The organism is Thermococcus kodakarensis KOD1, from assembly GCF_000009965.1.
GTDB classification, from domain to species: domain Archaea; phylum Methanobacteriota_B; class Thermococci; order Thermococcales; family Thermococcaceae; genus Thermococcus; species Thermococcus kodakarensis.
The window spans coordinates 1,524,490-1,543,898 of the sequence record NC_006624.1 but is presented as its reverse complement, the minus strand read 5'-3'; the positions used below and the strand labels follow the sequence as shown (position 1 = coordinate 1,543,898).

Below are 19,409 nucleotides of genomic sequence, written 5' to 3'. Positions count from 1 at the left end.
GTCGTCCGATGGGGAGCTTAAAAATTTACTCCCCCGGCCCGTTGATGCAGCCCATGTTCATAGCCAGGAGCATCTCGACGAAGCCGCTTTCAAGGTTCTCCTTTATCTTCGGGAGCAGCCTCAGGAACTCCTCCGTCGTGAGAGGCCTCTTATCCCTGAGCCACTTTACCTCCCCGTCGTTCTTATCGAGGACAACAACTTCTCCCTCAGTGATTAGAGGAACGTAGTTCATCTTGACTCCGTACAGCTCTTCGGCGAAGGCGAGCTTTGCCCTCAACAGTTCGAGGTAGTTGGCCAGCTCCTCACCAAGAAGCTCCCTTATCTCCCTTCTCATTCTTCCACCGGGAGAAATTGAGTGTACACCTTTATTAATCTGTCGGACATCTCTGGGTAATAATGGACTTCCGAAAGGCCCATAAACTTCCGAATTGTATCACTCACGGTGAGACAATGGAGATGAAGTACGCCCACCACTTCCACGCTTACCAGCCCGGCGATATAGTCTACGTCAAGGACGGCGATGGGAAATCCCCAATTGAGTATGAAGAGCGTAAGAGCCCCGTCTCGATTAAAATCCGCGACGAGTACGTCAAGGGCGAGAACTGGACGAGGGCCATGTTGTACTCCTATGAGTACATAAACGACGTCCTCGGCAGGATGAAGGGCGTGAGCGTTGACATAGAGCCGTTCACTTTCCTCATGCTCCTCCACTACCGCAGGCGCGCCTTTGAGGAGACAGTGGAGCTTTTGCGGGAGCTTGACGCTGTCCCGACAACGCCCTTCCATCCTATAGTGCCCCACCTCGACAGGTTTGAGCAGGAAATACTCGCTAAGGTCTCCTTTGACTTCTACTCGCCCCTGATAGAGAACCGCCCAGTCGTTGGCTACTGGCTTCCCGAAGCAGTTATCACCCGCGAGAGCGCTTCAATAGTTGAATCTTCAACTGACAGAAAGCTTGTCTTCCTCCTCGACGAGAGGCAGCTCCTCTACGACTTTCCTCAGGCAAAGTACTCCTGCAACCGCTATCTGAACTCCTTTGTCTTCGGGAGGGAGTGGGAGCTGAGCGACGCCTTTGCCTTCAACACCCTCGATGTTCTAGGTTTGATCGGCAAGACCCTGGAGAGACGGGACGAATACAAGGAGAGCGTTGGTGTCCCCTACCTTGTCTTCACGGCAAGTGACCTGGAGAGCCTTCTCGGAAACCCTGCACAGCTCGACAGGTTCATTTCCTGGATGAAAGGCCTCGAAGAGAACGGCGTCGAGAGGGTTTCAGCTATGGAGTTCGTCAGACGGAAGCTCTCGGGAGAGTTCAGGCGCCTTGATGGGGAGTGCTCCTTTGAAATGGGCGTCAAGGACTACTCTGCCTGGAGCGACTACTTCGATCTGAGCCTCGACGGCAAGACAAGCGATTCACGCTGGCTCGGCTACCGCAGGGCCGACGGTAAGGTCTTTGCGAGGGCGGTTAACGGAAGGAAGATAAGCCAGCTCTGGAAGGTTGCCTTCACGAGGCTCTTCGAAGAGCTGAACAGGGTTGTGAGGCTCGGAGTCCTCAGGGCCCTTGAAGACATCGGTGCTGACCGTGAAAGAGCGGCGGAGTTCCTCGTCCGCTACGCAAGGGTCTTCTTCAGGGACTACTATGACTACTTTGGCATGGACACCTCCCTGGACTACGTCCTTGAGCCGGCGAACGGAGAAGAGAAGGCCCTTAAGCTTGGTAGGGTTTACTACCTCATGCTCCTGGCCAACCACTCCTGTCCGCGCTTCTGGGAGAACCTCGACACGCGCGTGGCCTTTGGCAACGTCTCGGTCCTTTCGAAGGCGCTCATAGAGCTCATGGAATACTTTGAGGGGAGCGAGCTTCAGGGCCTCTTCATCGGGGCTTACCTCAAGCTTCTGAACTTTGGAGAGCTTTACCACCTCTGGAACCTCGGCACTCTTCCGTCGCTTGAGGGCTGGGAAACTACCGAAAAAGCCTGGGCCGACGCCCTAGCCCCAGAGGTTCCAAACAGCGGCTACAACGTCGTGACGAGAGCGGCTCTCTTCGTCGGAAAGCGCGACCTCAGGGGGTCGCTCAGGGAGCTGATAGAGAACTATAAACTTGAATGGGCGGTCGCAGATACTGGACACATACCCGGCGAGGCGCATGGTCACTGGGAGAACCGGGAGTGGTGCGAGCACAGGGGATAGCTTTTTAAGTTTTGTCCTCCTAATTTTATGACGGTGGGTTACATGGAAAAACAGAAGTCGAATAAGAAAGTCGAGGGAATGCTGATAGATTGCCTCCAGCGGGGATTCAGCTGGGAGTTCTGCTCAAAATTGGAGGATGCCCTCAACCGTCTTGAGAAGCTAAAACGTGAAACGAAAAGAAAAGACCTCCTCTTGGCCCTAATGTTTAAGGCCTTCCTTCTCTCTGCTAAGGAAGAGGTAGGCCTCGTTCTCTAAAGGCCTCGGCACGTAGTCCACGAGTATCTCTGCTCCTTTTACAGTTTCCCGCAGATTCTTTCCAAGGGCCACCTGGTTCTTCTCAAGCAGTTCTCTGACGACGTCAATGATATTTTCCTTTACCCTCTTCTCCGCGTAGAGCCTCTTGCCAACGAGCCATACCCTCTCGTTCTTTCTGTAGAAGTCCCTGCCTCTCTCCGTGAAGAACTCCGGGCCGGGGTGGATTTTTACCCTCGGCCTCTCAACCCTGTCGAGTTCGAGCATTACGAAGGCCTTTTCAGCACCGTACCGTCCAGTGTTCCACCCTAAGACTTCAAAACCCTCCCTCGAAAGGGCCTTCTCAAACCCCCTCGCGCTTCTCTCCAGCTGTGGGAAGAGCAGGTCGTCCACCATCTCCGGAACGTCAAAGAGAAGCGTTATTAGGTGAGTCCCCTTTCTCCTCAGCTCCGCCAGATAGTCCCCTCCAGTTTTTCCCGTAGGGAAGAAGAACTCAAGCGATGGCCTTTGGAGGAACTCGTCTGCCTTGAAGTAAAACCTCCCGTACTTCTCCCAGCTCAGGTTAGCGGCCACGTTCCTTCTCGGATCAACGGGGTCTATGACAACGAGGGGCTTGTCCTCTTCAACTTCCCTCCTTACTGTTTTCATCGCTATTTCGGGTTCCCTTTTCAGCCAGCCTGCTGGATCAACCACCTTTTGCCTCAGTATGAAGTCGGCCTTTTCGAGGACTTCAACAAAAGAGCCGTACTTTATCACGAGTATCTCGGAGAGGTATCCTGAAAAACCTCGGACGTATATCTCGCTCCCGTAGGCTTTTATCCCCTTGAGGAAGCGTTTGAGCAGTCTAACCTCGTTGTTCTTTCCGTTGAGGTTCTCGTTCACCCACTTTGTGTGGAGAATTGAGCGGTCAACGGCGGTTCTTACGTCCTTCCAGTCCCTCACGTCGTAGCAGGGAACTAAATCGACTTTAACGTCCCTGTATTTAGCCCTCACGTATGGATGCTCCGCGTAGGCTATTTCGTATTCTCCAAGTGTTTTCCCTATCTCCTTCCCAAGCTCCAGTCCCCTCTCCCTCACTTCTTCAAGAGGTGTGTCGAGCGGAAAAGCCAAGAAGAGATCAACGTCGTGGTCTCCAGCGAGATAGGTATCCTTGGCGAGGGAGCCGACGAAGTATGGCTTAACCTCGAGGCCAAGCTCTTGCGCCTTTTCTCTCGCTATACCCTCAAGCTCCCCTATCAGTTCCTTAACGAAGGCCCTCTCTTCCTCGGTTGGTACGATTTTCTGGAGGACTTCAGCGATTACTTCTTCCATCTCCATGCTCACACCTGATTGGAGTTCGCATTGAGGTATTTTATTGCTTTTGTTGGTGGAGTTAGAGAGAAAAGTAGGAGTTACTTTCTGAGCTTAGCTACCAGAGCCATCCCGACGATTAAGACCACAGCTAAGATAACTCCAAAGTATGCTCCTTTAGCCTGGCCTCCATCTCCAGTATTCTGAATTCCGCGATCTGGCCGTGTGGCTTCCTTTATTTTTGTCACCTGCAGATGAGCTTCCCCCACTTTCAACTCCGCCGGGACGACCTTCACGTCTGGAGTGATCTCCTTGAACTGGACACTGGATGAGTACGCGCGGCACTCAGCGCCCTTCAGCGGCACCGTTAGGAGAGTCCCGTTCGAGAGGAGAAGAATTGAATTGTTCTCCACTCTCAGGGCTTTTCCGGAAAAGTTAAGCCCCGTTAGAAGTTTTCCCTCGGCGTTGATAACAAACGTCCCGGTCGTTGTTCCGAGAGCGCAGGTGTCATCGTTACAGGCCGCTCCGAGGACTTTCATGCTCCAAAACCTGTCCCAGTCCTCTTCTCTTGGGCAGGCGTAGGAGTTGAACCACTCAATTTTTCCGTCGGGAGACACCCTTAAGGCAAAGTAGTCAGCTATCCACGGAGCGTCGCTCCCGCCGCCGTAAACCCCTGCAACGAGCCCATTGTTTCCAAGGGAGATGGCGACATCTGGATAGTCATAGTATCCCGTGTTGAGAACTTTGGTCCAGATAAGGGTTCCATCCCGGGAGAGTGCCCCTATAAAAAGGTGGGACTTTGGATCGTCGGGCAAAATGTAGGTTCCTGCCACAAGGATGTAGCCGTCCAGCGGCGCAAGGGCGTTTATTCTCACACCGGGAGGGACTTCAGCTATTCTTGTTGCGAACTTGATTGTCCAGAGTGGTTTTCCATTTTTGTCGATCACTCCAACGACCTTCCCGTCTGTGAAGACAATACCTCCATCGGGCAAAACTCTTGCGTCGCGGACGCTCACGTTCTTTGCCCAGAGCAGGGTTCCGTTACCGTCGAGCTTGGCTAAAACATCGCCGACAAGGAGAACGCCGTTGTCGGCTGGAATTAGGCGTTTGATATGGGCATTCTTTTGAATCTCAACCACCCATAGAGGTTCCAGGCTTTCAGTAAGCTTAACGAGGGTATTGTTTTCGGTCATAGCATATATACCTTCGTCCGAGACTGCAACTCCCTTGAAAATCCAGTTTTGGGCAGATATAATGTCAGAACACAGAAGAAAAGCCAAAAACATGGAAATGAGGGGAAAAAGAATACGCCGATCCATTTTTATAGTACCCCCTCAGGATTTTGCAAAGTACTGACTGGCGGATTTATCTGGTGCAAAGCATCCTCCACAGTGTGCGTTTGCCCATTTTGAATATTGACAGCCGTATCCATTGCAGTTTCCTCCGTACTTGCATACTAACCAATATGGATTAGTAACTATTTTAGTGGTGTATTTGTATGGAGGAGTCCTAGGATTTGTAAATAAATATTTTCCGTAAGACGAGGAAGGTAGACATCTGACTCTTCCCTTGCTGAAATAACAATCGTATTGGAATATCAAGTTTGTCTCTTCATATCGCTGTGTTTCCTGCCGGTATACCAAAGCAGAGTAAAAAAACTTTATCTGAACAGAACTTACTTTAAGCTCCCAGTTTCTGCTTATTTCTTGGGCAGTCTCCCAATAGATGTTAATAATTGTTGATTCTTTATTATCTGGGGGAAAAGTGTAAGTGCACCAATCTCCAACGTGGTAATCCTTATTAGGGAATTCTGAACTGTACATCCCAACCCACACAGCTACGGGTCTGAGGTTGATGAAGGTGTAAGTCTGATAGCTTTTAAGCGCAGGTAAGAGTCTATAAAAGCTCAAACAACAGTCAAAGTCTTCGTCGTAGCCTTTTTGAATTTCTCTACAGTTTATTTTTCCGTTACTTTTTAACTGACAATTGTGATCGCTATTAGCACTGATGGCTAAGCTATTGCTATTTTTTGAGAGAAAAGATCTAACTCGTAAGTTATCTCTTAATGCAGCATACGCTCTTAGCTGATTCCATAATATTGATTGATTGTTCATTAATGAAAAGACTTTGCTGATGACGTCATCTCCCATGGCAGTTCCTGAAGAGATGTTTTCAAGTATGCTGTTTATTTTGTTGTCAATTAATACTATTTTATCAAAGGTCATTTCACCCATAATTGAAAGCTTTATTATAGCGTCCTCAGGGTTCCTTACGTCTTTGAAGTTAGGCATGGTCTTCTTATATTTGTTTAATTCAGCACTTGTTACTCCAATGTTTTCGCCGTTTAGGTATTGTCTATATATCTGTGTGCTTCCTGCTTTTCTTTGATAGAATGCTCTTTTGCTTTTTGACACTTCAATATCCCTGTGGAGTTCAACTATTTCCTTCAGTAACTTGGAATCCCGTGTTGTCTTTATCTCTTTAGAGATCTCTTTCAATCTGTTTTCTTTTTGAGTGATATCTAATGTGAGCTTTTGAATTGTCATATTTATTTCTCGTAATGCAGTATCTGGGTCAAAATTTGCGCATACCCTTGTATTGGTCTCGTTGTCTTGAGGTAGGGATATTACCTGAGCTGGAGGATTGTTGAAGTCAAGATTTACTGCGCTCAATTCGAGGGAGGCCCCCAAGACAATCATTCCTAATATGACTATCACTATAATTTTCCACTGCATTAGGTTCATTCTCCATAACTTATCTTCAATTCATTATAGTATCCTTGTCCTTATAAATATTTTTGTCATTTTCTCTAAATTTTTTATGTTAACTTGAAATGAAAAAAATTGTTCTTGGATGTGGTCTACTTTTATGATATCTCAAAAGAAAAAATCTGAATAATGGGGGGCATAGGCATGCAATCGAAAGAAAAAGATTTGTATCAGTCAATAAGGATACCGAAGTTCTCCAGAAATGTCCACAGGCCCCTTACAGCTTCAATCGGCCAGCTCAAACCTGGCAACCGTCTCGTATATCGGGCCCTTTGGCGTTAGCGTGCTCTTCTTCAGCTCTATCGCCTCGACCTCGAACTCCCCAAAGTCCTCGTTGGCGAGGTCTTTCAGCGCCATGGCAAGCTCAAGCTTGTCCCTGACGAACTTCACCCTGCCAATAGTGATGTGGGCGACGAAGTCCTTCTCCTTCTTGAAGCCGAGCTTCCTCATGGCCTTCTCCACATCCTCCGCTATCGCCTTTATCCCCTCGTCGTTCTCTATTCCCGCCCAGATGACCCTCACGTAGTTCGGGTTCGGGAAGACGCCTATCCCCTTCACCCTGACGCGGTGTTTCTTGTGTTTCTTTGCTATCTCCGCCAGTGCCCTCTTAACTTCCTCGGCGGTCGTCTCGTCTATCTCGCCCAGGAACTTGAGCGTGACGTGAAAGTTCTCCCTCTCGACGAACTTTATCTTGGCTGCCTTGTTCCCTATCCTTTCCTGGGCCCTGAGAAGGTTGTCCCTAACTTCGTCGCTGACGTCTATCGCTATGAACGCCCTCATGATATCACCGAGAAGAGTGGGAGCGGAAGAATAAAAACCTCACTCCCTCACAACGACCGGGAACTCCTCCCACGGGAAGACGATCCACTTGTCCGTCCTGAAGACGTAGAAGTCCGGGACGACCTTCGTCCAGGGCTTCATGCTGAGGCAGGCGACCTTAACCTCCTCGGCTCCAGCTTTCTTTACCTCCTCGATGACAACTTCGAGGGTCTTTCCGGTGTCGCTTACGTCGTCCACAATAACGACCTTCTTTCTTTCAAGCGAGCCGTGGAGCGGGATGTTTATGACCGGCTTCTCCATTCTCTCATCTATGTCCTTGTAGAACTTGACGTCTATGACCTTCACTTCAAGGTCGCCGAGGATGTGGCTGAGCCTCACAGCCGGGATAAGCCCGCCCCTCGCGACTCCAACGATCACATCCGGCATGAAGTTCTTCCTCAGCTCGTCCGCCAGGGCGAATATGGCCCTGTCAACCTGCCACCAGGTGAGGTAAACCTTGTCCATGAGCATCACCCCTTAATAAGTCCGGTTCGTCTTCTCAAACTTAAACTTTCCCAATGAGTGGCAGAAGTTAAAACTTCCCCCTTAAAAATGATACTTTGACAGGAATTTGTAAAAATGCCGAAATTGGAGAAAAGGAGAGAGTTCAGCTTATGACGCACTTGCTCCAGCCGCAGCGCGGGCAGGTTGCGCAGCCGCTCTCCATCCTGAGCTCAACGAGCTCGCCGTCCTTCTCGTAGCAGACCGGGCAGTAGGCAACTCCGAGGAGCTCCCTTATCTTCTCCTCTGGGATATCCGGCCTCTTGGCGTGGTGCGAGTGCTCGTGGGCGGGTTTTACGGCGGAGACGTGGGAAACCGAGAATGTCAGCCCTCCAGCCTGGGCGCTCTTCTCCTTTCCGTTCGTCCCGTTAAGGATGGCCTCGACGTTGATGAAGCGCGATAGCCACGGCTCGGCCTCTACTATCGTCTTCAGCTTCTCGACGGCGTAGTCGCTCGGCTTCGCGGGAACCCTCTTCTTCTTTTCACCCTCGACGCTGTAGACCTGAACCGACAGCGAGCCGTCGCGGTAGACGGTTACGCCCTTACAGCCGAGCTTGTAGGCGAGCAGGTAGGCAGCTTTCACGTCCTCGACGGTGGCATCGTTCGGCATGTTTATCGTCTTGCTGGCGGAATCAGTCAGCCAGAGCTGGATGTTGGCTTGAGCTAGAATGTGGTCGAGCCAGTGGATGTCCATGGCCGTTACAAAGACCCTCTGCATGTCCTCTGGAATTTCCTCAAGGCCTTGAACTGAACCGTAGTTGTCGCTTATCTTCTTGAGTATCTCATCACTCCAGAGCCCGCGCTTCTTGAGCTCTGCTTCAAACACGGGGTCAACGTAGTAGAACTCTCCAACGGTGACGCTCTTCTTGTAGACGAGGGCGAATATAGGCTCGATTCCGCTGGAGGTGTCGGCTATCATGCTGACGCTTCCGGTCGGCGGGCAGGTGGTCACCATTCCGTTCCTCACGCCGTACTTTTTAATCTCCTCAACGAGTTCGTCCCAGGGCAGGTTCCATATCTCCCTGTGGTAGAAGCCCTCGACGGGCAGTTCTCCGTCCTTATACCTGGTCTTCTCGTAGAGCGGGAACGGACCGCGTTCTTTTGCCGCTTCAACGCTCCTCTTGTAGGCGTAGAAGGTCAGGTACTCGGTGGCCTTCCTCATGAAGTCGAAGCCCTCTTTGCTGTTGTAGGGAATGCCGAGCTTGAAGAGCGCATCGGCAAGGCCCATCATGCCAACTCCGATCCTCCTCGTGAGCTTGGTGTTCCTGTCTATCTCCGGGAGCGGGAACTTGTTGACATCGATGGCGTTGTCGAGATACTTTGCGACTTTCTGAATGACGTAGGCGTACTCGTCCCAGTCGAAGTACGGCTTGCCTTCGTCGTCGTACTTTACGAACTTTGCGAGATTTATGGAGGCCAGATTACAGGATTCGTACTCGTAGAGCGGCTCTTCCCCACAGTTGTGGCTCATGAAGCCGTTGCTTATGTAGCTGTGATGCTCTGGAACTGTGAAGTCGTAGACGATTTCCTCGCCAAGGACTTCAACACTCTCGACGGTGACCACAGGCTCGTCGATCTTGGTTTTCTGAAGGCTCAGCTTCTCCATCTTGTAGCCCTCGAAGCCTATCTTCTCGGCGAAGAGCTTCCTGCTGTAGTTAGCTATGACGAGCTCGTAGTAGCCCTCCGCCCTGTAGGTTCTCTCCTCTCCATCCTTGGTCGTGTACTTGAACTCGCTTGAATAAGGTCTCTCGTATATCTTGGAGAGTATTCCAAAGAGCAGGAGAAGGTCCTGAACATCCCTGAGGAGCCCCCTGTCCTTCGATGTAAGCCTTACCGCATTGTCGTTGTCAACGTAGCCGTCGGCACTGAAGAGTCCCCTGAGGAACGCCGCTATTTCCCTCGGCTTGAGCCTGTAGATTATCTCTGGTACTCTCTTCTCATTGCTTCCCATGATGCTCTCAAGCCACCTGTAGGCTTCTCCCCTCACGCCGAGCTTTATCTGGTTGCCGTAGCGGTGGGGCTCGGCTTTAATGCCGAAGTGCTTCGCTAATATCTCCCTGATTTTCCACGCGATATCTTCCTCTTTCTCTGCGTTGAAGTAGAACCAAGCCCTCTTGTCGTTAACGTTGAGGTAGCCGTCCCCTATGAACCATCCGAGGACGAAGGCGAGGTCTTCTCCTATGCTCTCGCTTCCGAAGTCCTCCTCTATTTCAAAGCGTGGAAGGAGGATCTCGTCTCCCGGCTTCAGCTCTCCAACTTCTTTCCAGCCCTCGGAAGTCATAAGCCTGTGGTCGAGTGTCGCCGTTATCTCGTAGCCCTGCTTTGTTCTGACCCTTGCGACCTTCTTCTTTCCGACCTTCCAGACGTAGGCCGGGACGGCCACGGGGTCTGCTATTGCGAGGGCCTTTCCATGGACGGTCTCGTACTTGACTTCCTCCTCACCGGGCAGGAGAACCTCCACTGAGTAGGCGTAGGGCTCTCCCTCCTCCGCTATTCCCTCTACTGCAACGGCCTCCTTCTTACCCCTCTCCTTCGCGAGGCTGAACAGTTCCTCTGCCTTGATGTATCCTTCAGGCGTGAGAACCCTCGTGTCCCCGACGACACACGGGTTGGTGGCGCGGATTTTTTCACCCTTTGCAGGCTCCAGGACGTTCCTCCTGTTGATGACGTCGAAGAAGACAACACCCGGGTCGGCCTTGGCCCAGGCCATATAGGCCAGCTCTTCAAACAGGCTCTTGGGGTCGATCTCCTTGACCTTTTCACCGGTGCGCGGGTTGATGAGCGGGTAGCGCTTGCCCTCTTTGAGGGCCTCCCAGAAGTCCTCCCATAATCCAACGCTTATGTTGAAGTTGCTGAGGACGTTGGTTCCCGTGTTCTTCTCCTTTGCGTGGATGAACTTCTCTATGTCTGGGTGCCAGACCTCGAGGATGCCCATGTTGGCCCCTCTTCTCACTCCCCCCTGCTTTATGACGTCGCTGACGGCATCAATGAGGTGCATGAACGAGACTGGACCGCTCGCCGCTCCAGTGGTGGTCCCGACAAGGTCTCCCTCGGGACGGAGCTTCGAGAAGTTGAGGCCGGTATTGTGGACAAAGACCATCCCGTTTTCTCCAGCGAGATAATTCTGGTACCTCTCAACCGTAAGGTCGTAGAAGGTCTTTGGCTCGTTCGTGACGTTGATCTCCTTAACGACTTCGAGGCCTTCAATGAGGTGGAGCATCCTTTTGACGTCCTCGCTCTTTGTAGTGTCGTAGAGTTTCCTCAGCATCTTCACTAGAACGGCCTTGGAAACGCGTCCTCTCCTGTGCCACTGACCAAGAGATACCTTTTCGTTCTTTATTATAGCCAATGTCTGACTGCCGTTTGTCTTGAACTCAACGCCGTACTTTGAGCTCCATGCCTTAAAATCTTCAAAGCTGAGTGTAAGACCAAATGATCCACCATTATGTTTGCTGAGAAGTTCCTCAAGCTTTATTCTCTTCTCAGAGTTCTGAAGGTTCTTTCCTATGAGTTCGTAGAACCTGAGGAGTGAGGAGTACTCCTCAACATGCATGACGTAATCAACGCCGTCCTTTCTCGGCTTCTTCCGCATCCTGGCTTTTATCCCAAGGGAATTGAGGTAGTATGTGATGTCCTCTATCAGCTTCCTGTTCACCATTCCAAGTTCAACACCAGGTTTGCTGTTAACGTGTCCTTCGGCGTCAAAGAGGCCGGTTATGAACGATAATACTGCATTTCTGCCTTCTTTGAGTATCGGTTGTGGAATCCCATTTGTAATACCTCTCAGAAGCTCTATATAGTGGGATGTTATCCCCTTTGCTTTTATGTCAATGTAATGGATGTTTCTGTCCCTCTGAAGGCTGTACCTCTTTCCAAAGGTTTTTTCAAGATGATCATTGATTATCCCGAGTGTTTCTGTTGTGTAGTCGTATATCCTTAGCCTGTCATAAACGTACTCGTGGCCTTTGACGTGAGAGCGGTATTTGTCTATGCTCCCGTCCCCTGCTATGAATCCCGCGAGCCAGTAATCCAAAAGGAACTCATAGTCATCATCACTTGGCATTCCGCCAACTAGCATATCCCCTTCTCTGAGTTCATCGGCCCTCTTCTCAACAATCTTGAGGTCCTGTGTGATAACAAAGAACGGATGCCATGGCGACGTTAGAACTCTTGTACCCTTGTTAGTTTTTATCTCGTACTTAGGAACATCCTCGCCGAGCTCGTACTTCCAAATGACTTTCACCTTTCCTTTGGTGATCTCCTTTGTTGATGGGTCAAAGGATTTCACGTATACTGGAACTTCTTCGACGTTTATCCCCCAGCGGTTGTACTCCGGGTCATAGAACTCGCCGAGGTCTTTGTACCTCTCGTACATCTCGGCCATCGTCATGATGTGTTCTTCGCCGTCGTTTTCAAAGATTATTTTGGCGTTTCCGTCTATACATCCCCCTCCGGCCTTCTGTATCATCGCCACGTCGTGGGCCGCTTTCATGATGCTCTCCATATCGTCTTCAATCGGGACGACGAAGCAGGCCGAGAGCATTCCAAGGGGCCTTCCTGAGTTGATGAGGGCTGGTGTGTTTGGCATGAAGTACTGCCCGGTCATCAGCCTGAAGTACTCCTCTATCTCGTCCTCGTAATTGTCAAAAGCGCCGTTCTCGAGCATCTTCAGGACTTCGTCTATGGGGAGCTTCATCTGGCCCTTCTCGGCCAGCTCGCGGTAGAGGTTGAGGAGCCGCTCAAAGTGCCACTTGTTGAGCCTGAACCTGCCTATCGAGAACTTTCCGTCGTACTCATCGAGGTTTTCGCGGTATCTTTCAATGGCACTAACGTCTTGTTCGTGTCCGCCGTTTTTGTCAAAGACCCTCTCGTCGTAGAGGATGTCTGGGATGACTGCAAGGATTGCAACCCTCTCGAAAAGCTCCCTCGGGCTCTCGATTATCTCTCCCTTCTCGTTCTTTATCAGGTAGCGGGAAGCGAGAACACGGAGTGCGTTGAGGGAAAAGCGCTTGTCAATCTCATCCAGCTTGTCCTTGTTGAGTATCTTCTTCTTTTCTTCACGGATTTCGGCCTTCTTCTTGCGGTAGAGGATGTAGGCCTTTGCCACATCAAAAAGACCAGCGCGCATGAGCTCAAGCTCGACTATGTCCTGTATGTTCTCTATGTTCGGAATCTGGCCGTCATAGAGCTCGTTTACCCTCCTCACAACGCGCCTGACAACCCTGTTGAGAAGCTTCTCATCCCTGACGCCGACTTCAAGCATTGCCCTCTGTATAGCCCACCTTATACGCTCCTTATCAAAGGGCACAATTCTACCGTCTCGTTTCATCACTTTTTCAACAGGCATATAAACACCCCTGTCATAATTGATAAACACATACGTGTCTATTGGTATTATGGACAGCGGGTAGGGCTATGGAGGAAAAGGTACATATACCTTACCCTGCTTCAGCTTGGCATGTTGACAAAAAATGTCTGTGATGTTTGCATAACGGTGCAGCCATGTTAAAAAAGGGGGCATCACAATGCTGGACGAATTATCCATCGATCTTTTCGTATATAAGCCTCAGTCTGTAGGCGTGTTTCAGCTCTTCTCCTGCCATCATTCGGAATATCTGCGACAGACTTCCCTCCAGGATGTGCGAGAGCTTTGTGTAGAGTTCGTACGCATGTTTCTCCCTTATCAATGCCTCCACTATCAGCTCCTCGAGGCTATCGGGGTGTGCCCTTTCGTCGTGCACCATCGGCTCCAGTTCAAGCTCGTCCATGTAATCGAGGAGGAGCCCTTCGATTGTACCCTCCGAAAGGAGGCCTTCAAGGGTCTTTCTATGTCTAAGTTCTTCCTCGGCGAGCTGGGCGAAGTCGTCCCTCAGGTCGGGCCTCTCAAAGAGGGCAAAGGTCTCACCGAGCTTGTATAGGTTGTAGAGCTCGTTTTCCTGCCAGATGATCTTCTTTATGAGCTCTCCTGCGTCCATCTAAAGGGCAGCCTCCAGATACCTTTTCAGCTCCCCCACATCGGGGAGAACGAGGTTCGGCTTTATCCCGCTTTCGGCAACGTCCTTGAGCGTGCTTACACCCGTGAGCACCATTATGGCCTTCATGCCGAAGCGCTTTGCGAACGCTATATCGGTATCGAGCCTGTCGCCGACCATCCAGAGCTCTTCAACGTCTCCAAGTTTGTCCTTAACGACTTCATAGGCCGGTTCGTTTGGCTTGCCTATGATCACTGGCTCTCTGTCCGTTGATGCCCTGAGGGCGGCTATTATTGCCCCAGCACCGGGGTAGAGCCCTTCCTCCGCTGGATATGTCGTGTCCGGGTTCGTCCCTATGAAGCTTGCCCCGTTCCTTATAGCGAGCGTTCCGTACTTGAGCTTCTCGTAGGTTAACTCGGGGTCAAGGCCCACAACGACGTGCTTGATCCTCTTCCAGGCGCCTTTCCTAGCATCTTCAAGGCTAACAACTCCCCAGCCGAGGCGCTCCATCTCCCTGAGAAGCCCCTTTCCACCGATAACGAAAACTTCTCCTGGCTCAAAGTGCTTCTCCATGTAGAGCCTCGTGGCCAGGCCCGACGTGACTATAACATCTTCCGGCACGTCTATGCCCATCGAGAGGAGCTTTTCCCTGTACATTGCGGGGTCTCTCGTGGAGTTGTTCGTGAGGAACAGGAAGGGTATTTTCCTTTCTTTCAGGAACTCGATGACCTCTTTTGCACCATTTATCGGCTCGCTGCCTCTGTAGATGACGCCGTCCATGTCGAAGATAATGCCGATTTTTCTCGTCATGAGGGAAAAGAGGAAGAGGGAGTTTAAAAGTTCACTGTTTATGACCAGTTGTTGCTACTGACCTCCTCCCCGCCCTAAAGGACGAGGCTTGTTTTAAAGGGAAAAGTCAGCTTTTTAAATGCCTGCACGTGACCAATCAATGTCATGAAAATCGCTTATGTGTACGATGCGGTTTATCCCTTTGTAAAGGGTGGAGTTGAAAAAAGAGTATATGAGATAGGTAGAAGGCTGGCAAGAAAACATGAAGTTCACTGGTTTTCTCTGAATTGGGATGGGGAGCTGGACGACATATTGGTACACAGAGTTGGCAACTGGAAGCGTTTTTATCATGGAGATCGGAGATCCATTGGAGAGGCTCTGTACTTTGCCCAAAAGCTCCTTCTAAAATTTGGGGGAGAGTACGACATAGTTGACTGTCAGGAGTTCCCGTATTTCTCGTGTTTTTCGACTAAACTCCACAGCATACTAAAGAGAACTCCCCTGGTACTCACGTGGCATGAAGTCTGGGATGGGCATTGGTATGAGTACCTGGGAAAACTGGGGGGTATTGGAAGGAGAGTTGAGAGACTGACCACTAGATTAACCCCCCATAATATTGCGGTTTCAAGATTTACTCAAAAACGGCTGTTGAGGTTTGGTGTTCCTAGTAGGGTTATACCAAATGGGATCGACTTTGAAAAAATAAGGTCTGTCCCCCGTTTAGAGGGAGTTGACTATGATGTACTCTTTGTTGGACGTTTGATACGTGAAAAAAATGTAGAGCTGCTTGTACGTGCTGTCCAGATTCTCAAAACTGAGATACCAGACATAAAGGTGCTAATAATTGGGGATGGTCCCGAGAGGAGGCGTTTGGAGCGACTTTCAGAGGAGCTCAATTTGGTTGAAAACGTTGATTTTAAGGGATTTCTAGATGAATATGAAGCGGTTATTTCCCACATGAAGGCCTCAAGAGTCTTTGTGCTACCTTCTATCCGTGAGGGTTTCGGGATAACGGCGCTGGAGGCCAATGCATCCGGCATTCCTGTTGTTACTGTTGTTCATCCCTTGAATGCCGCTGCTGAGTTGATAGTTCATGAATACAATGGATTTCTGGCGTTTCCAAATCCTGGTTCTCTCGCGGAGAGTATTCTAGTGGCGCTGGATCACGGTAAAAAGCTTAAAAGAAATTGCGTTAGGTATGCCAGGAACTACGATTGGGATAACATAACGAGGTTGATCGAAAACTTCTACGAGAGGGTCGCAGATGACAGTTGAAGTCTCCGTGATTTTGCCCACAATGAACGAGGAAGATGCAGTGAAAATAATAATCCCTCAAATAAAGGAGACTCTGGAAAGGTTGGGCGTTTCCTATGAGATAATTGTGGTGGATAAAAGTACGGATGCAACACCCAAAATCGCGGCTGAATTGGGTGCGAGGGTAATCCGTCAGAAAAGAAGAGGCTATGGAGACGCATACATTGAGGGGTTCAAAGTTGCTCGGGGAAAGTACATCGTGATGCTGGATCCGGATGGGAGCTATGATCCCCGCGAGATTCCGAAGTTGCTGGAACCTCTACTGAAGGATGAGGCAGATTTTGTCATTGGGACCAGACTTAAGGGAATGATCGAACCCGGTGCAATGCCGTGGCTTCATCGGTACATAGGAAATCCTCTTCTGACCAAGGTCCTCAATCTGTTTTTTAAAGCTGGAGTCTCCGATGCCCACTGCGGCTTCAGGGCGATAAAAAAAGAGGCATTGCAGAGGCTTCCTCTGAAATGCCGTGGAATGGAATTCGCAAGCGAGATGGTCATAGAGGCGGCAAAAGCAGGTTTAAAGATTAGGGAGGTGCCCATAACTTATCGCCCAAGGATTGGGGAATCCAAACTGAGTTCGTTTAGGGATGGGTGGAGGCATCTGAGGCTGATGCTACTTTATTCGCCATCCCACTTGTTCCTTCTTCCGGGGTTGTTTTTGATGATTACTGGGATAGTTCTCCTGGCCTACGCTTCCAATACGGACCCGCTCAGGGTACATACTATGATTCTGGGAAGCCTTTTGACCATAGTTGGGTTCCAGGTGATAAACTTTGGAATCTCTGGAAAGGTCTACGCCGTTAGGGAAGGACTCGATAAACCAGATAAAATCACGAAATTTTTCATGAGATATTCGATATTGGAAGAAGGCCTTATGTTTGGGGGAATATTATTCATCGCCGGTTTAACATTGGGAATTAGAATATTCTTGAAGTGGAGAGCTTTAGGTTATGGGGAACTGTTTGAAATTAGGTCAGCCATAATAGTGCTGACCTTGATAGCCATGAGCATCCAGCTGATATTCTTCTCGTTTTTCGTTAGCTCCCTAATGTTGAAGGAGGAGTTTGAATGAGGGTTCTGCTCGTTGCTCCCTATTTTTATCCAGAAGGCGGCGGGCTGGAGAGATACGCCTATAAGATGGCAAAGGAGCTGAGCGAGGAAAATGAGGTGGTTGTCGTATGCGCAACAAAACTATATGAAAGAACTGAAAAAATTGGCAATATTAAAGTGATACGAAAAAAACCCAACCTCATTATCTCGAACACACCTGTTAGGGTTCTCCTGCCGTTCGAGCTTATACGGATGATTAAGAGACAGAATTTTGACGTTATAATTGCCCACACACCGGTACCGTTTTTTGCGGATGTTGCCTCTTTTGCTGCGAAGCTTATGGGAAAGCCTATAACAATTGTTTATCACACCGGCGAGCTGAAGAAGGGTTCCTGGACTGATGTCCTGGCAGGGTTTTATGAGAGAACGGTTGAAAAGATGACTTTGCGGAATACTAAAATCATATCAGTTTCCCGATATGTCCAGAGGATTTTGGGGAGGAAGGGGTTTCATTCAAAAGTGGAATACCCGAAGATTGATGAGGCGTTCATTCTTGAAAGACCCGATTTCAGAGGTGATGGGAATACTGTTCTCTTTGTTGGCCAACTTGGCAGGTTCCATAGATGGAAAAACCTCGATTTATTGTTAAGGGCTTTGGTTTTGGTCAAGCGGGAAATCCCCGATGTTAAGCTTGTTGTGATCGGCGGAGGAGACCTAATAGGCTATTACACGAAATTAGCCGAGGATTTGGGCCTGGAAGGCAACGTTGAATTTCTTGGACGGGTGAGCAGGGAGAGGCTTATCAGCAGTTATAAATCGGCTAAACTCCTGGTTTTGCCGTCATCCAAGAGCGAGGCCTTTGGGATGGTTGTCGTGGAGGCCCTCGCTTTGGGGACTCCCGCCATAGTCAGCAGAGTTGGGGAATTTCCGGTAATCGTTGATGATAAAAAGAGCGGGCTCCTGGCTAGACTGGATGAGCGGGATATAGCAGAAAAGATCCTTTTTTTGCTTGAGGATGAGAAGATGAGGAGAAAAATGGCAGTAACGGGGAGAAAAGCGATTAAACGCTTTATTTCCTGAATTTCCAGAGCTTTAAATCACTTGAAACGACGTATTTCTTTATAGCACCTTTCTCCTCAGCATGAATTAGCAGGTATGGGCCCACGGAATAGATTTCAAGCTCACGGATTTCTTGGGGATTCTCCCTAAAATTAACCCAGCTCTTGAACGTTATCAACCAGTCTGGATCGAGCTCTACGGCCTTCTTTATGTTCCTGTCTGCCCAGGTCCAATTTTTAAAACCAATGAGTGCGGGATGGGGGGTTCCAACGAAAAACTCTTCCGGGGCTGCCCTCTCTTTTAGGATGTTGAACACCTTCCTATCGTACCAGTAGCCGTAGTCTTGAATTCCCTTTGCCCCTATGTCGCTGAGCTTTAGGACGGCGGCGTTGAGGAGAATGAGCTGTACAATCAGAAACAGCGCTATCCATTTCTCGACAGTTAGAATATTCAGGGGCTTAATTTTCGATTTAAAGTTGTTGTAGAGCTCGATTATGCCATACCCAGAGAAGATGCTCATTAACGCCAATGGTCCAAAGGTGTAGCGCTCGAACGGGCCGTTAAGGATGAATCCATTAACTCCGTTCAGCGTTATCACTGATGGCAGTATCATTAACAGGATGTCCCTATGTGTTTTGTCGTGTTTTGTCCCGTATATAAACCCAACAACTATCAGGACATAAGCAACTGAAAATTCAAGCCAGCTCCGCGCTAGTCTCAGCACAATGTAGCGGGCTCCCCATTTAATGTGTCTCGCGCATTGTAGCCTATGGGACTTTGGTATACACTGATCGATGCTATAAACAGGAAATTCAATACTATGGGAAATGCCGAGATCATCAGAATTTTCAAGAACTCTTTTCTCCTTTTTCTCCACGCGTACACCAAAAAGAAAGGATACGTTGTGAGCCAAGTTTCCCTCGCACAAAAGGCCAAGCCCATTGAAAGAGATGCTGTAAGGGGCTTTTCCTCGAAATAATAGATTGCCGAGAGTATGAAGAGCGTCCCCCATGGCTCCAGAGTGTATCTTGCCCCGTATCTTAAAGCTACAAATGAAAAAAGGAACATTAGAGAACTCAGGAATCCAGCTTTTTTTCCATGATATCTTTTGGCAATTTCATAGATCAGGATTGTGTCTGTTAGCGTTGCGAAGGCTGTTGCGGCCCTGGGTAGAAACACCCTGAGGTCGACACTATCAAATGCCATCAGGGGCGACGTTAGAATGAAAACGAGCGAAGATCTGGGCAGAAATTCGAAGTGGAGTACTTTCATTGAGATGTTCAAGTATAACATCTCATCCTGGAAAAGCCTCAATGTGAATAAGGGGATAAAGATCATCACAACCCAGATTAGGACTAGTTTAGTTCTCTCTTCCATCTGTTGATTCCCTCATTATTTTTGTTTTTAA

At 49.4% G+C, this 19,409-nt stretch carries 16 protein-coding genes; 5 read left to right on the top strand and 11 right to left on the bottom strand.

Annotated elements, in window-relative coordinates:
• Nucleotides 1-25 precede the first annotated feature (25 nt).
• The gene (locus TK_RS08720; RefSeq protein WP_011250695.1) at nt 26-334 is read right to left on the bottom strand and encodes a hypothetical protein; all 309 of its coding nucleotides are present in this window, start codon (nt 332-334) and stop codon (nt 26-28) included.
• A 116-nt stretch (nt 335-450) separates the two neighbouring features.
• On the opposite strand from TK_RS08720, the gene TK_RS08715 reads away from it, so the two are divergent.
• On the top strand, nt 451-2,187 hold the full coding sequence (locus TK_RS08715; protein WP_011250694.1) for a hypothetical protein: 1,737 nt from the start codon (nt 451-453) through the stop codon (nt 2,185-2,187).
• A 27-nt stretch (nt 2,188-2,214) separates the two neighbouring features.
• Nucleotides 2,215-2,442 carry a hypothetical protein gene (locus TK_RS08710; protein WP_143598710.1) on the top strand — a complete coding sequence of 76 codons (228 nt, stop codon included), beginning with the start codon at nt 2,215-2,217 and terminating at the stop codon, nt 2,440-2,442.
• On the opposite strand, the gene cca is transcribed toward TK_RS08710, so the two are convergent.
• The 8 genes from cca to TK_RS08670 form a co-directional block, all read right to left on the bottom strand.
• On the bottom strand, nt 2,386-3,756 hold the full coding sequence (cca, locus tag TK_RS08705; RefSeq protein ID WP_011250692.1) for a CCA tRNA nucleotidyltransferase: 1,371 nt from the start codon (nt 3,754-3,756) through the stop codon (nt 2,386-2,388). The two genes, TK_RS08710 and cca, sit on opposite strands and share 57 nt — an antisense overlap.
• A gap of 74 nt (nt 3,757-3,830) precedes the next feature.
• Nucleotides 3,831-4,922 carry a PQQ-binding-like beta-propeller repeat protein gene (locus TK_RS08700; protein ID WP_052273633.1) on the bottom strand — a complete coding sequence of 364 codons (1,092 nt, stop codon included), beginning with the start codon at nt 4,920-4,922 and terminating at the stop codon, nt 3,831-3,833.
• A 141-nt stretch (nt 4,923-5,063) separates the two neighbouring features.
• Nucleotides 5,064-6,473, bottom strand: coding sequence for a hypothetical protein (locus TK_RS08695; RefSeq protein WP_011250690.1), 1,410 nt, complete (start codon nt 6,471-6,473; stop codon nt 5,064-5,066).
• Between the two features lie 249 nt (nt 6,474-6,722).
• Nucleotides 6,723-7,277, bottom strand: a complete 555-nt coding sequence (gene thpR / locus TK_RS08690; RefSeq protein WP_011250689.1) for an RNA 2',3'-cyclic phosphodiesterase — start codon at nt 7,275-7,277, stop codon at nt 6,723-6,725.
• A 39-nt stretch (nt 7,278-7,316) separates the two neighbouring features.
• Nucleotides 7,317-7,781 carry a phosphoribosyltransferase gene (locus TK_RS08685; protein ID WP_011250688.1) on the bottom strand — a complete coding sequence of 155 codons (465 nt, stop codon included), beginning with the start codon at nt 7,779-7,781 and terminating at the stop codon, nt 7,317-7,319.
• A 142-nt stretch (nt 7,782-7,923) separates the two neighbouring features.
• Nucleotides 7,924-13,164 (bottom strand): vitamin B12-dependent ribonucleotide reductase, encoded by a 5,241-nt coding sequence (locus TK_RS08680; protein WP_011250687.1) that lies wholly within the window; start codon nt 13,162-13,164, stop codon nt 7,924-7,926.
• A 190-nt stretch (nt 13,165-13,354) separates the two neighbouring features.
• The gene (locus tag TK_RS08675; RefSeq protein WP_011250686.1) at nt 13,355-13,792 is read right to left on the bottom strand and encodes a ferritin family protein; all 438 of its coding nucleotides are present in this window, start codon (nt 13,790-13,792) and stop codon (nt 13,355-13,357) included.
• A complete protein-coding gene (locus tag TK_RS08670) occupies nt 13,793-14,599 on the bottom strand; it encodes an HAD-IIA family hydrolase (RefSeq protein WP_011250685.1) in 807 nt (268 codons plus the stop codon). It abuts the gene before it with no gap.
• Nucleotides 14,600-14,743: 144 nt separating this feature from the next.
• On the opposite strand from TK_RS08670, the gene TK_RS08665 reads away from it, so the two are divergent.
• Genes TK_RS08665 through TK_RS08655 form a run of 3 tightly spaced genes read left to right on the top strand, consistent with a single transcriptional unit; the run spans nt 14,744 to nt 18,022 of the window.
• Nucleotides 14,744-15,853, top strand: coding sequence for a glycosyltransferase family 4 protein (locus TK_RS08665; RefSeq protein WP_011250684.1), 1,110 nt, complete (start codon nt 14,744-14,746; stop codon nt 15,851-15,853).
• Nucleotides 15,843-16,964, top strand: coding sequence for a glycosyltransferase family 2 protein (locus tag TK_RS08660; RefSeq protein ID WP_011250683.1), 1,122 nt, complete (start codon nt 15,843-15,845; stop codon nt 16,962-16,964). The genes TK_RS08665 and TK_RS08660 overlap by 11 nt, the downstream gene beginning before the upstream one ends.
• Nucleotides 16,961-18,022 carry a glycosyltransferase family 4 protein gene (locus TK_RS08655; protein WP_011250682.1) on the top strand — a complete coding sequence of 354 codons (1,062 nt, stop codon included), beginning with the start codon at nt 16,961-16,963 and terminating at the stop codon, nt 18,020-18,022. The genes TK_RS08660 and TK_RS08655 overlap by 4 nt, the downstream gene beginning before the upstream one ends.
• Here the strand turns inward: TK_RS08655 and TK_RS08650 are convergent.
• Both TK_RS08650 and TK_RS08645 read right to left on the bottom strand, forming a co-directional pair.
• Entirely contained in the window at nt 18,012-18,725 is a 714-nt protein-coding gene (locus TK_RS08650; protein WP_011250681.1) for a hypothetical protein, read from the bottom strand. The genes TK_RS08655 and TK_RS08650 overlap by 11 nt on opposite strands.
• Entirely contained in the window at nt 18,719-19,378 is a 660-nt protein-coding gene (locus TK_RS08645; protein ID WP_011250680.1) for a glycosyltransferase family 39 protein, read from the bottom strand. Before TK_RS08645 ends, TK_RS08650 begins: the two co-directional genes overlap by 7 nt.
• Nucleotides 19,379-19,409: the final 31 nt, after the last annotated feature.

Excerpts from the sequence above, each read along its gene's own strand:
- TK_RS08720 (WP_011250695.1), bottom strand. The coding sequence starts at position 334 with ATGAGAAGGGAGATAAGGGAGCTTCTTGGTGAGGAGCTGGCCAACTAC.
- TK_RS08715 (WP_011250694.1), top strand. The coding sequence starts at position 451 with ATGGAGATGAAGTACGCCCACCACTTCCACGCTTACCAGCCCGGCGAT.
- TK_RS08710 (WP_143598710.1), top strand. The coding sequence starts at position 2,215 with ATGACGGTGGGTTACATGGAAAAACAGAAGTCGAATAAGAAAGTCGAG.
- cca (WP_011250692.1), bottom strand. The coding sequence starts at position 3,756 with ATGGAGATGGAAGAAGTAATCGCTGAAGTCCTCCAGAAAATCGTACCA.
- TK_RS08700 (WP_052273633.1), bottom strand. The coding sequence starts at position 4,922 with ATGACCGAAAACAATACCCTCGTTAAGCTTACTGAAAGCCTGGAACCT.
- TK_RS08695 (WP_011250690.1), bottom strand. The coding sequence starts at position 6,473 with ATGAACCTAATGCAGTGGAAAATTATAGTGATAGTCATATTAGGAATG.
- thpR (WP_011250689.1), bottom strand. The coding sequence starts at position 7,277 with ATGAGGGCGTTCATAGCGATAGACGTCAGCGACGAAGTTAGGGACAAC.
- TK_RS08685 (WP_011250688.1), bottom strand. The coding sequence starts at position 7,781 with ATGGACAAGGTTTACCTCACCTGGTGGCAGGTTGACAGGGCCATATTC.
- TK_RS08680 (WP_011250687.1), bottom strand. The coding sequence starts at position 13,164 with ATGCCTGTTGAAAAAGTGATGAAACGAGACGGTAGAATTGTGCCCTTT.
- TK_RS08675 (WP_011250686.1), bottom strand. The coding sequence starts at position 13,792 with ATGGACGCAGGAGAGCTCATAAAGAAGATCATCTGGCAGGAAAACGAG.
- TK_RS08670 (WP_011250685.1), bottom strand. The coding sequence starts at position 14,599 with ATGACGAGAAAAATCGGCATTATCTTCGACATGGACGGCGTCATCTAC.
- TK_RS08665 (WP_011250684.1), top strand. The coding sequence starts at position 14,744 with ATGAAAATCGCTTATGTGTACGATGCGGTTTATCCCTTTGTAAAGGGT.
- TK_RS08660 (WP_011250683.1), top strand. The coding sequence starts at position 15,843 with ATGACAGTTGAAGTCTCCGTGATTTTGCCCACAATGAACGAGGAAGAT.
- TK_RS08655 (WP_011250682.1), top strand. The coding sequence starts at position 16,961 with ATGAGGGTTCTGCTCGTTGCTCCCTATTTTTATCCAGAAGGCGGCGGG.
- TK_RS08645 (WP_011250680.1), bottom strand. The coding sequence starts at position 19,378 with ATGGAAGAGAGAACTAAACTAGTCCTAATCTGGGTTGTGATGATCTTT.